Origin of the sequence: Serratia proteamaculans, from assembly GCF_008830365.1 — a bacterium.
Taxonomy (GTDB): Bacteria; Pseudomonadota; Gammaproteobacteria; order Enterobacterales; family Enterobacteriaceae; genus Serratia; species Serratia proteamaculans.
Genome location: NZ_WBKI01000002.1, coordinates 767,602 through 779,989, shown reverse-complemented (window position 1 = coordinate 779,989; position 12,388 = coordinate 767,602). Strand labels below are relative to the sequence as shown.

The 12,388-nt window shown below is 56.9% G+C and carries 8 protein-coding genes; 6 read left to right on the top strand and 2 right to left on the bottom strand.

What is annotated here, in order from left to right:
• Positions 1 to 136 precede the first annotated feature (136 nt).
• Together sbcC and sbcD are read right to left on the bottom strand one after the other, a co-directional pair.
• Complete coding sequence (sbcC, locus tag F8R23_RS12690) at positions 137 to 3,388, bottom strand: exonuclease subunit SbcC (protein ID WP_129936004.1); 3,252 nt, start codon at positions 3,386 to 3,388, stop codon at positions 137 to 139.
• On the bottom strand, positions 3,385 to 4,617 hold the full coding sequence (gene sbcD, locus F8R23_RS12685; protein ID WP_129936002.1) for an exonuclease subunit SbcD: 1,233 nt from the start codon (positions 4,615 to 4,617) through the stop codon (positions 3,385 to 3,387). Before sbcD ends, sbcC begins: the two co-directional genes overlap by 4 nt.
• Positions 4,618 to 4,818: 201 nt before the next feature.
• Between sbcD and phoB the strand changes: the two genes are divergently transcribed.
• The 6 genes from phoB to proY all read left to right on the top strand — a co-directional run bounded on the left by phoB (position 4,819) and on the right by proY (position 12,364).
• A complete protein-coding gene (phoB, locus tag F8R23_RS12680) occupies positions 4,819 to 5,508 on the top strand; it encodes a phosphate response regulator transcription factor PhoB (protein WP_020825449.1) in 690 nt (229 codons plus the stop codon).
• Between the two features lie 24 nt (positions 5,509 to 5,532).
• Positions 5,533 to 6,849 (top strand): phosphate regulon sensor histidine kinase PhoR, encoded by a 1,317-nt coding sequence (phoR, locus tag F8R23_RS12675; protein ID WP_112347724.1) that lies wholly within the window; start codon positions 5,533 to 5,535, stop codon positions 6,847 to 6,849.
• Positions 6,850 to 6,864: 15 nt separating this feature from the next.
• Entirely contained in the window at positions 6,865 to 7,803 is a 939-nt protein-coding gene (locus tag F8R23_RS12670; RefSeq protein WP_129939030.1) for a PstS family phosphate ABC transporter substrate-binding protein, read from the top strand.
• Positions 7,804 to 8,013: 210 nt separating this feature from the next.
• A complete protein-coding gene (locus F8R23_RS12665; RefSeq protein ID WP_129935999.1) occupies positions 8,014 to 9,120 on the top strand; it encodes a cobalamin-independent methionine synthase II family protein in 1,107 nt (368 codons plus the stop codon).
• A 446-nt stretch (positions 9,121 to 9,566) separates the two neighbouring features.
• Positions 9,567 to 10,886: a branched-chain amino acid transport system II carrier protein gene (gene brnQ, locus F8R23_RS12660; RefSeq protein ID WP_112347721.1), complete on the top strand. Its 1,320-nt coding sequence runs from the start codon at positions 9,567 to 9,569 to the stop codon at positions 10,884 to 10,886.
• A gap of 71 nt (positions 10,887 to 10,957) precedes the next feature.
• On the top strand, positions 10,958 to 12,364 hold the full coding sequence (proY, locus tag F8R23_RS12655) for a proline-specific permease ProY (RefSeq protein WP_129935997.1): 1,407 nt from the start codon (positions 10,958 to 10,960) through the stop codon (positions 12,362 to 12,364).
• The last annotated feature ends 24 nt before the right edge of the window (positions 12,365 to 12,388 follow it).

Genomic DNA, 12,388 nt, shown 5'->3' with positions numbered 1-12,388 from the left:
TCAAGCTGCGGCTTGAAAGGCGACGGGTATACAGTAACAATCCTGTTATTAGCCGCATCATAACCCTTGCTAGCGTTGGCTCAATGCTTTTAGCCGGGGACTGCCGCCGCGGTCACATTTCTTAGTCAGTGCAGCATTATTCCAGGCGGAACTGCGGCTCCAGCCGGCTGATGCCGAGACCGTTAACCTTTTTCACCTTAATCTGCACCGGAATGCGTTCTTTCATGGCTTCAACGTGGCTGATTACGCCAATGGTTTTCCCGGAGGCGTTCAGGCTGTCGAGTGCGTCCAGCGCGGTATCCAGGGTTTCTGCATCCAGAGTACCAAAGCCTTCGTCGAGGAACAGCGAGTCGATGCTGGTCTTGTGGCTGACCAGATCGGACAGCGCCAATGCCAGCGCCAGGCTTACCAGGAAGCTTTCACCGCCGGACAGGGTGCGGGTATCGCGCAGCGCATCCGCCTGCCAGGTATCCACCACCTGCAATTCCAGCGCGTCGCTGGTTTTGCGTTGCAGCAGGTAGCGCCCATGCAGCCGCCCAAGCTGGTTATTTGCCAGATACACCAGATGATCGAGCGTCAGCCCCTGGGCAAACTTGCGGAATTTGTCCCCCTCTTTGGAGCCGATGAGCTGGTTGAGATAGCTCCAGTCGTCGTACTGACTCTGGCTTTGACTGATTTGCTCAAACAGCGACTGCTGATTGATGCGGCGCGCGGCATCGCTTTCTAACTGATTGCGCACCTCACCCTGGCGTAGCTGCAGGGTTTTTAACTGCTGTGCCAGCGCTTCCAGACTCTGGCTCAGGGTCTGAGGATCGACCTGACTCTCATCCAGCCCTTCAGGGCGCTGTTGTTGGTGCTGTTGCAGGCTGTCTGTGGCCTGGGCCAGCAGGGCGCTGGCTTCAACCTGACGCTGTTGCAACTGCTCTTTACGCTGTTGCAATTGCTGACGCTGGTGGTCATCCAACAGCGCGGCGCTAAAGGCGGCCTCGTCGCTGAATTCACTGGCGGCCAGCGCCTGTAGCCACTCTTGCTCTGCCTGCTGCAACCGCTCGGTCTGTTGCAGCAGTTGCTGCTGTAGTACGGCCAACTGGCCACTCAGACGATCGCGTTGCTCCTGGGCTTTCTGCCATTGTTCGTTAGCCTGCTGGCTGGCCTGCTCACAGGCCGTCTGGCGGGCGCGTAATTGTTCGCGCACCTGCGTGATTTGCTGTTCGCCAAACAGGGCCAGCCTCTGTGCACGTTGTTCACTGAGGGCTTGTTCACCCTCCTGCCACTGCTGCTGCAAACGCTGCTGTTGCAACTGGGCTTCGGTGTGGCTTCTCTCCAGCAGGGTGAAACGCTCGTCCAGCCGCGCCTTGTCTTGTTGCGCCTGCTGCTGCTGTGTTTGCAGTGCGGCCAATTGGTCTTTGGCCTGTTGCACGGCGCGCGACGCCTGCTCGTGTTGCAGCAGAGCGGCCTGACCCAGACGTTCTTCGCTGTCGCAGGCGTTCAGCCACTGGCTCAGACGTTCGGCATCCTGCAGGGCAAAATCAAACGCCAGCGGTGTGCTGAGAGTTTGCCACTGCTGCAGGTGTGCGGCTAGCTGTTGCTCGTCTTGCGCGATGAGTTGCTGTTGGCGCTGTTGCTGTTCTTTCAGGCTTTCGCAACGGGTGCGCAGCTCGGTGCCCTGAGTATACAAAGCCTCGGTTGTAACGCGCATCTGGGCCAGGCGCAATGCGGTCTCAGAAGGTTTTACCGCCTGATACTGTTCAATGGCAGGATGACTGCTGGAACCGCACAGCGGACAGGGTTCACCGGTTTGCAGACGAGTGCGTTCGGCCTCCAGGCTGACAATGCGCTGTTCCAGCTCGAGGGCTTTTTCCACGTCCAACTGGTGGGCTTTTTGTTGTTTATACTGCTGTCGCGTCTCTTCGAGCTGCTTTTCATGATCGCCGAGTTGCGTCTGCCGGGCGGCAAATTCTTTACGCTGTTGCTCCAGCCGCTCGCTGACCTGGCTGAACAGCGAGGAGAGGGCGAATAACTGCTGGCGCACCGGGCGCAGCTCGGCCAATTCGGTCTGACGCTGACGCAGCGCAGCCAGCGGGGACTGGGCTTCCAGCGTATTTTGCAGCTGTTGCTGCGTTGCCAGCGCGTCGGTGAGACCGTTAAGCTTTTCCTGATGCTGTTCGGCCTGTGCGGTTAACTGGGCTCGCTGAAGCTCGAGCTTTTCCAGCTCCGCTTTTTGCAGTGCGTATTGCTGGATGGCGTTAGTGCAGGCCTGTTGCAGTTCGGCCTGGGTTTTCTGCCACTGGGCGATCTGGTTATCGAGCGGAACCACGTGCTCGTCGATCACACGCTGTTGGGTCTGCTGGTGTTCAACATGCGTCTGCAATTGCGCGCGCGCTTGTTCTACCGCCTGCTGCAACGGCGCCATCTGCGCAAGCTGTTGCGCCTGCTGCTGCGTCAACTGGGCGATCTGCTGTTGCAGCGTCTGTTGATCGTGGCGGCAGCGGTTACGTTCGTTAAGCAGCGGTCGCAGTTTTTCTGCCGGCTCGCTGCGCGCTAACTGCTGCAGTTGCGGTTCGGCCGCGGCCTGTTCCAGCTGTGCAGCGCTCAACTGGCGTTGGTATTCCTGCTGCTTATGTTGCGTCTGTTGCCACTGCTGTAACCAGTTCAGCGCCTGCTGCTGCTGGCGGGTCTGTCCGCTAAGGGTATTTTCCTGCGTCCCCAGCTCAATTAATTGGTTTTCAAGCTGCTGACGCTGTTCGTCATTCAGCAGTTCAATGCCGCTGGCGCGTTGGTGCAGTGCATCCAGGTCGGCCTTGGCCTGCTTATGCTGTTCGAAAACCCGCTCGGAAAGCTGGCCGTAGATCTCGGTGCCGGTCAGCTCTTCCAACAGTTCGGCGCGATCGTTGGCGTCGGCATTGAGGAAGGCGGCGAACTGCCCCTGGGACAGCATCATCGATTTGGTAAAGCGGCCGAAATCCAAGCCGGTGATCGCGGCGGTCATATCCAGCTTGTCGCGCACTTTGTCTGCCAGGATCTTGCCGTCTTCACGCAGCGCCAGTTCGACCTTTGGTGCCTGCAAATTGCCGTCCGGGGCGTTTTTGGCGCGTCGTTGGCTCCAGAAAGCACGATAGCCGACGCCTTTAACTTCAAATTCGACCTCAGCCAGCGATTCGGCGGTGTGGCGCGTCATCAGCTCGTTTTGGCTTGGCGTAACGTTAAGGCGTGGCGTTTGGTGGTACAACGCCAGACAGATGGCATCCAGCAGGGTAGTTTTGCCCGCGCCGGTGGGCCCGGTGATGGCGAACAACCCATTACTGGCAAAGGGTTCGGCGGTGAAGTCGATCTTCCATTCGCCCTGCAATGAATTGAGGTTTTTTAATCTCAGGCTGAGAATTTTCATTGGCTCGGCTCCTGGTCGTTATGCTGTACGGCCTCGACCACCTGCTGGAACATTTGGCTCATTCGTTGCCGACGTTCTTCAGCCATTTCAGGCTCCTGTGCCAGCCGCCGTTCGAACACCTCATTGACGCTCAGTTCGTTCAGCGTTTCTTTGTCCTGCTGTTCAATCGCCTGGCGGCGTTGTTCTTTGCTGCGGCGCAACAGCACCACTTCTACCGGCAGCTGATCGGCCAGGAGCTGGATGCGGCGCTGAATGTCGCTAAGGTAATCCTGCGTTGCGACTTCGATATCCAGCCACACCGGTAATTCACCCTGATAATCGGCGAACTGCTGCAATTGTTGCTCGATCTGTGCCAAATTGCCCTTGATAAGCTGCATGGGCTGGAAGCTGGGGATCTCCAGCGCGCTGACCTGTTGCAGGACACCCGCGCTGAAATCCACCATAAACACGCTTTTGGCCTTGCCCAACTCGTCAAAACTGAGTGGGATCGGCGAGCCGCTGTAGCGAATATGTTCGGATTTTGCGACGTTCTGCGCACGGTGAATGTGCCCCAGCGCGATGTAGTCGGCCGGTGGGAAGGCCTGTGCCGGAAAGGCATCCAGCGTGCCAATATAGATATCGCGCACCGAGTCGGAGGTGGTGACACCCACGGTGGTCAGGTGGCCGGTGGCAACAATCGGCAGGGGCAAGCCCAGCGCGTCACGGCGTGCACAGGCCGCCTGATACAGCGTTTGATAATGGTCGGCGATGGCCTCTTGCAGCGCCTGCTGTTTTTGTACCCCGGATTCCCCGGCGCGGCTGGTGAGCAAATCACGCGGGCGCAGGAACGGGATGGCGCACAGCACCGCACCCGGCTGGCCGTCGCGCTGATTCAGCACCAGGATTTGCTGTTCGGTTTCGCTCTGTGCGTTGGCAATCACGGTGGTATTCAGGCAAGAAAGCAATTCACGTGATTCATTTAAGGTTGCCACGGAGTCGTGGTTGCCGCCCAACACCACCAACTGGCAGCCGGTGTGCTGCAGCTCGACCACAAAACGGTTATACAGCTCGCGGGCATAACTTGGCGGCGAGCCGGTATCGAACAGATCTCCGGCGACGATCAGCGCATCCACCTGCTGTTGTTCGATCTGCTCGATCAGCCAGCGCAGAAAAGCCTGATGTTCGGCGGCACGGCTTTTGGTGAAAAAATACTGGCCAAGATGCCAGTCAGAGGTGTGGATCAGGCGCATGACACTCCCAGGGCGATAGAGTAATGGCAGGGATTATAAAGGGAATATGATGTTTCTGCGTGACTAGAAATAATCGCTATGCTTACTGCCTACAACAGGCAGGTTTTGTCATGGCTATTTATTTCATAAATCTGTCACAAAACTGACGCATAATGGCGCCCGCAATCAACTGTGATCGCTAACACATTGGCAGGATTGACGATGGCAAGACGCATACTGGTGGTGGAAGACGAAGCGCCGATCCGTGAGATGGTGTGCTTTGTGTTGGAACAGAATGGTTACCAACCGTTGGAAGCTGAGGATTATGACAGCGCAGTGACGCGCCTGTCTGAGCCGTTCCCTGATTTAGTGTTGCTCGACTGGATGTTACCCGGAGGCTCCGGCATTCAGTTTATCAAACATATGAAGCGTGAAGCGCTGACCCGAGATATTCCGGTGATGATGCTGACTGCCCGCGGTGAAGAAGAAGACCGGGTACGTGGTCTGGAAGTCGGGGCGGATGATTACATCACCAAACCCTTCTCGCCAAAGGAACTGGTGGCACGCATCAAGGCGGTCATGCGCCGTATTTCACCGATGGCGGTGGAGGAAGTGATTGAAATGCAAGGGCTGAGCCTGGATCCTTCTTCACACCGGGTGATGGCTAACGAACAGGCGCTGGATATGGGGCCGACCGAGTTCAAATTACTGCACTTCTTTATGACCCATCCTGAGCGTGTTTATAGCCGCGAACAGTTGCTTAATCACGTCTGGGGCACTAACGTTTATGTGGAAGACCGCACCGTTGACGTGCATATCCGTCGACTCCGTAAGGCGTTAGAGACCAGTGGTCATGACAAAATGGTTCAAACCGTTCGGGGCACCGGCTACCGATTCTCAACGCGCTACTGATCGCGCCGCGCTGGAGAATATGCCGTGCTAGAACGTCTATCCTGGAAGAGGCTGGCCCTGGAGCTGGCTCTTTTCTGCCTGCCTGCGTTACTGCTGGGGCTGCTTTTCGGCTATCTGCCTTGGTTGCTGCTGGCCTCCGTGCTGGCGGCGCTGGTATGGAATTTCTACAACCAACTCAAACTTTCCCACTGGCTGTGGGTTGACCGCAGCATGACACCACCCCCTGGCCGCTGGAGTTGGGAACCGCTGTTTTACGGCCTGTACCAGATGCAGCAGCGCAACCGTCGCCGGCGTCGTGAGCTGGCGCTGTTGATCAAACGTTTCCGCAGCGGGGCGGAATCGCTGCCCGATGCGGTGGTGATGACCACCGTCGAAGGCAATATCTTCTGGTGTAACGGTTTAGCGCAGCATCTGTTGGGTTTCCGCTGGCCGGAAGACAATGGTCAGCACATCCTTAACCTGCTGCGTTACCCGGAGTTCAGCCACTATCTGCAACAGCAGGAGTTCTCCCGGCCGTTAACCTTGCAGTTGAACAATGAACATTACGTCGAATTTCGTGTGATGCCTTATTCCGAAGGGCAGTTGCTGATGGTGGCGCGTGATGTCACCCAGATGCGCCAACTGGAAGGTGCGCGACGCAACTTCTTCGCTAACGTCAGCCACGAGCTTCGCACTCCGTTGACGGTGTTGCAGGGCTATCTGGAGATGATGAGCGACGAAGAGCTGGATGGCTCGCTGCGTGGCAAGGCGCTGGGCACCATGCAGGAGCAGACCCGACGAATGGACGGGCTGGTCAAGCAGTTGCTGACGCTGTCGCGGATTGAGGCAGCGCCTAATGTCGAAATGAACGAACGGGTCGATATCCCGCTGATGCTACGGGTGCTGCAACGCGAAGCTCAGTCGCTGAGCGGGGGCAACCATGAGATTACTTTTCGGGTGAACGAGCAGCTCAAGGTCTTCGGTAACGACGACCAACTGCGCAGTGCGGTATCAAACCTGGTGTATAACGCCGTCAATCATACGCCGAACGGCACCAATATTGAGGTGAGCTGGCAGCAGACGCCAAACGGGGCGCAGTTCCAGGTCAGTGATAATGGGCCGGGCATCGCTGCCGAGCATATTCCGCGCCTGACCGAACGCTTCTATCGCGTCGACAAGGCCCGTTCACGCCAGACCGGTGGCAGTGGACTGGGGCTGGCGATCGTCAAGCATGCCCTCAGCCACCACGACGCGCGGCTGGAGATCCTCAGTGAGCAGGGTATTGGCACCCGATTCATCTTTACCTTGCCTAACCGGTTGATTGTTCCCGCAGCTTTGTCAGAGAATGCGGTGAAAAATTAACGCGGAGAGGCTGGTATGAACCGAATGACCCGAGGGCTGTTGCTTTGCCTGGCGCTGCTGGCGAGCCGTGGCGCGTTAGCACAGCCGGATGGCATGCTGTCCGGCAACCTGTCGAGCGTCGGTTCCGATACATTGGCCAATCTGATGGCGCTGTGGGGGCAGGACTTCAGTCAGCATTACCCCAACGTTAATTTACAGATCCAGGCCGCAGGTTCCTCGACCGCGCCTACTGCATTGGCGGCAGGTGCCGCGCAGCTTGGGCCCATGAGTCGCCCGATGAAAGCGGCGGAGGTGTCGGCTTTCGAACACCGTTATGGCTACGCCCCCCTGGCAGTACCGGTTGCGGTGGATGCGCTGGTGGTGCTGGTGCATCAGGACAACCCGCTGCGTGGTCTTAACCTGCAACAGCTTGACCGGATTTTCTCCGCGACTCTACGCTGTGGCGAAAACCGACCGTTGACGCGCTGGGGAGAACTGGGGCTGAGCGGCGATTGGCAGCAGCGCACTCTACAGCGCTTTGGTCGCAATTCGGCATCCGGTACCTACGGCTACTTCAAACTGCGTGCGCTGTGTGGCGGTGACTTTATGCCACGGGTCAATGAATTGCCCGGCTCGGCCTCGGTGGTACAGGCGGTGGCCGGTTCGTTGAACAGTATCGGCTACGCCAGCATCGGTTTTCGTGCCAGCGGCGTGCGGCTGTTGCCCCTGGCGGAGTCCGGCGAAAACTATGTCATCCCTAACGACACCAACGTGCGCAACGGCAGCTACCCGTTGTCACGCTATCTGTACATTTATATCAACAAAGCGCCCAACCAGCCGTTGGAGCCGCTGACCGCCGCATTTCTCGATCGTGTGCTATCCGACACCGGACAAAACCTGGTGAACCACGATGGCTATCTGCCGCTGCCGTCGGCCACCCTGAAGAAAACCCGCCTGGCATTGGGCCTGAAATAAACTTCTCCCGGGAGCGGCAACGCGCCCAACATGAATTTCTCTCACTACCGATGAAATTTCTTCTATTGCTGCCCAGCAGTCGATATGACAGCATGCTGTTTATTGGATTTCTAGACGTCTGGATGTCTATTGTAACCCAGCGTAATAGTTCACACCGTAAATTACTGAGGCAAAGGCCCGATCTTTTGCCTGCCACCGGGAGTCATAAATATGTGCGATTGCAATCACGCTTTTCACGCTGACGTTGTCGGCAGCCTGTTGCGCCCTGACGCGCTGAAGACCGCTCGCCAACAGTTCCAGCGGGATGAAATTAATGCTGACCAACTGCGTGCGGTTGAAGACGAGCAGATCCGTCTGGCGGTGGCCAAACAGAAAGATCTTGGCCTGGCGGTGGTGACCGACGGCGAATTTCGTCGGGCGTGGTGGCATTTTGATTTTCTGGAAGGGCTGGACGGCGTGGAAGGTTATGACGCGGAGCAGGGGATCCAGTTCAACGGCGTGCAAACCCGGGCGCGCAGTATCAAGGTGGTCGGTAAGCTGGGTTTTAACCAGCAACACCCGATGCTGGCAGATTTTCGGTTCCTGAAGGCGACCGCCGGTGATGCGGTGCCGAAAATGACCATTCCCAGTCCAAGCGTGCTGCACTTTCGCGGCGGGCGCAAGGCCATAGACAGCCAGGTTTACCCGGATCTGAACGCCTATTTTGACGATCTGGCGCAGACCTACCGCGACGCGATCAAGGCGTTTTATGACGCCGGCTGCCGCTACCTGCAACTGGATGACACCGTTTGGGCCTATCTGTGCTCGGACGATCAACGGCGGCAGATCCGCGAGCGCGGAGAAGATCCGGATCGCCTGGCGCGTATTTACGCGGACGTGTTGAATGCAGCGATCGCCGACAAGCCGGACGATCTCATCATTGGTTTACACGTTTGCCGCGGCAATTTCCGCTCCACCTGGATCTCCGAAGGCGGCTATGAGCCGGTGGCGGAGATCTTGTTTGGTCAGGTGAATATCGATGCCTTCTTCCTGGAGTACGACAATGAGCGCTCCGGCGGGTTCGAGCCGTTACGTTTTATCAAACCGGGTAAACAGCAGGTGGTGCTGGGGTTGATCACCACCAAAAACGGCGAGCTGGAAAATCCTGAGCAGGTGAAACAGCGTCTTGAGGAGGCTGCGCAATTTGTCGATCGCCGCCAACTTTGCCTCAGCACCCAGTGCGGTTTTGCCTCGACCGAAGAGGGCAACAGCCTGAGTGAATCACAGCAGTGGAATAAACTGCAAAGCGTGGTGAACATCGCCCGACAGGTTTGGTAACGGCGAACATTCCGTCCAGACCGCGCGGAAATTGGCTGTTTATTGGCGTTTTCGCGCGGTCATTAGCTTTAGGCTTCACGTTTTGTGAATGTGTCGCTCAAAAATGATACAAATCATGTATTGTATATTTATTGATAGCCACTATGATCGACTGGCCCCGAAAGATTATCTGGTCTATAACTCTGCTTTTTGTCATGCGCCTTGCCTTTCAACGCTATAAACGTTTAACTTAGCCTCCGTTGTCGGACTAAACCTCCATTTATAACTCTTAAAACTCTGCCCATCATCATGAGTGGTCACTTTCGAATAAGGACAAAACGCCGGACGTTATGCGTTTTCTGCTCTTATTGGTCTCGCGATGAAATGGCAAGCCGGCAACCGGGTGGGGCATAACGCCACCACGTATCGGGCACTTTTTTTCATTTGAACAGGCAACACGACATCGTATGAGTCATCGTTTAACGTCAAAAGATATTATTGCATTGGGTTTTATGACCTTTGCCTTATTCGTCGGCGCCGGGAATATTATTTTCCCGCCGATGGTCGGTTTACAGTCAGGTGATCACGTCTGGACCGCAGCTATCGGCTTCCTGATCACCGCCGTCGGTCTGCCGGTGATGACCGTGATTGCGCTGGCACGCGTCGGTGGCGGTATTGACGCCCTGAGCACGCCGATTGGCCGCCGCGCCGGTCTGCTGCTGGCGACTGTATGCTATCTGGCTGTCGGCCCGCTGTTCGCCACCCCGCGTACCGCGACCGTCTCCTTCGAAGTGGGGATTGCACCGCTGACCGGTGATGGCGCCATGCCGCTGTTTATTTACAGTCTGGTGTACTTCGCTCTGGTGATCGGCATTTCTCTGTATCCGGGCCGCCTGCTCGATACCGTGGGCCACGTATTGGCACCGCTGAAAATTGTTGCGCTGGGCGCGCTCGGCATCGCCGCGCTGGCCTGGCCTGCAGGTACGCCAATACCGGCGACCGAGGTTTATCAGAACGTTCCATTCTCTACCGGCTTCGTTAACGGCTATCTGACCATGGATACGCTGGGCGCGCTGGTATTCGGCATCGTCATTGTTAACGCCGCGCGTTCCCGTGGCGTGAAGGATGCCAAATTGCTGACGCGTTACACTATTCTGGCGGGATTGATCGCCGGTGTGGGCCTGACGCTGGTTTACCTGAGCCTGTTCAAGCTGGGTTCCGGCAGCGGTGTATTGGTGCCTGATGCAACCAACGGCGCGGTGATCCTGCATGCTTACGTACAGAATACTTTCGGTGGGCTGGGCAGTTTCTTCCTGGCGGCGCTGATCTTCATCGCCTGTATGGTAACTGCGGTCGGCCTGACCTGCGCCTGCGCCGAGTTCTTTGCCCAATACCTGCCGTTCTCTTACAAGACGCTGGTGTTCATTCTGGGGCTGTTCTCGATGCTGGTTTCCAACCTGGGCCTGAGCCATCTGATCCAGATATCCATCCCGGTGCTGACCGCGATTTATCCGCCGTGTATCGTGCTGGTGGTGCTGAGTTTCACCCTGCGTTGGTGGAACAGCGCACCGCGTATCATTGCGCCGGTAATGTTAGTCAGCCTGTTGTTTGGTATCCTTGACGCGGTGAAAGCGTCTACCTTCCAGCACTTCTTGCCGGAGTGGACCAATCACCTGCCATTGGCGGATCAGGGACTGGCATGGTTGCCACCGTCGCTGTTGATGCTGGTGCTGGTCGCGATTTATGACCGGGTTTGTACGCGCTCCGAAGTGACCGCGCACTCCTGATTTCCCGGCTAAATTTTGGGCCACGGACTTGTCCGTGGCTTTTTTACGTTTAAAAACCACGGGTTATTTTCATGCAACAACAGTCACCCGCCGCTCCCGCGGCCAATAAGCTGAAACGCGGTCTCAGCACGCGTCACATTCGCTTTATGGCTCTGGGATCGGCTATCGGCACCGGTCTGTTCTACGGCTCGGCAGACGCGATTAAAATGGCCGGTCCAAGCGTTTTGCTGGCGTATCTGATTGGCGGCATCGTCGCCTTTATCATCATGCGTGCGCTGGGCGAGATGTCGGTCAACAACCCGCAGGCCAGTTCGTTTTCACGCTATGCGCAGGACTACCTTGGGCCGATGGCCGGCTATATCACCGGTTGGACCTACTGTTTTGAGATCCTGATTGTCGCCATTGCCGACGTGACCGCCTTTGGTATCTATATGGGCGTCTGGTTCCCTGAGGTACCGCACTGGATTTGGGTACTGAGCGTGGTGCTGGTGATTGGTGCCATCAACCTGATGAGCGTGAAGGTGTTCGGTGAGCTGGAGTTCTGGTTCTCGTTCTTTAAAGTGGCCACCATCATCATCATGATTGCTGCCGGTATCGGCATCATCATTTGGGGGATTGGCAACGGTGGTCAGCCGACCGGTATCCATAACCTATGGTCTAACGGCGGCTTCTTCAGTAACGGCTTTATCGGCATGATCCTGTCGCTGCAGTTGGTGATGTTTGCCTACGGCGGTATCGAAATTATCGGTATCACCGCCGGCGAAGCCAAGGATCCGAAAACCTCGATTCCCAAGGCCATCAACTCAGTACCTTGGCGCATCCTGGTGTTCTACGTCGGTACACTGTTCGTCATCATGTCGATTTACCCGTGGAACCAGGTGGGCACCAGCGGCAGTCCGTTCGTGCTGACCTTCCAGCACATGGGCATTACCGTGGCGGCCGGCATCCTTAACTTTGTGGTGATTACTGCGTCACTGTCCGCGATCAACAGCGACGTGTTTGGCGTTGGTCGCATGCTGCACGGCATGGCCGAACAGGGCCACGCGCCGAAGATGTTCAGCAAGGTCTCCAAACGCGGTATTCCGTGGGTTACGGTAGTGGTGATGATGCTGGCACTGCTGCTGGCGGTGTATCTCAACTACATCATGCCGGAAAACGTGTTCCTGGTGATTGCCTCACTGGCGACCTTCGCCACCGTGTGGGTGTGGATCATGATCCTGTTCTCTCAGATTGCCTTCCGTCGCAGCCTGAGCAAAGAGCAGGTGAAAAACCTGGCCTTCCCGCTGCGCGGTGGCGTATTTACCTCGGTGGTGGCGATCATCTTCCTGGTGTTTATCATCGGTCTGATTGGCTACTTCCCAACCACCCGCGTATCACTGTACGCCGGTCTGGTCTGGGTCGTGGTGTTGCTGGCGGGTTACTACTTCAAGCTTAACCACCAGAAGAAGCTGGCGGTGCTGGCGCAGCAGCAGGATTAAAAATAAAAACACCGGCCATGCGCC

Bases quoted from the DNA above. Each gene is read 5' to 3' on its own strand.
- brnQ (WP_112347721.1), top strand. From the start codon at position 9,567: ATGAGTCATCGTTTAACGTCAAAAGATATTATTGCATTGGGTTTTATG.
- F8R23_RS12670 (WP_129939030.1), top strand. From the start codon at position 6,865: ATGAACCGAATGACCCGAGGGCTGTTGCTTTGCCTGGCGCTGCTGGCG.
- sbcC (WP_129936004.1), bottom strand. From the start codon at position 3,388: ATGAAAATTCTCAGCCTGAGATTAAAAAACCTCAATTCATTGCAGGGC.
- proY (WP_129935997.1), top strand. From the start codon at position 10,958: ATGCAACAACAGTCACCCGCCGCTCCCGCGGCCAATAAGCTGAAACGC.
- sbcD (WP_129936002.1), bottom strand. From the start codon at position 4,617: ATGCGCCTGATCCACACCTCTGACTGGCATCTTGGCCAGTATTTTTTC.
- F8R23_RS12665 (WP_129935999.1), top strand. From the start codon at position 8,014: ATGTGCGATTGCAATCACGCTTTTCACGCTGACGTTGTCGGCAGCCTG.
- phoB (WP_020825449.1), top strand. From the start codon at position 4,819: ATGGCAAGACGCATACTGGTGGTGGAAGACGAAGCGCCGATCCGTGAG.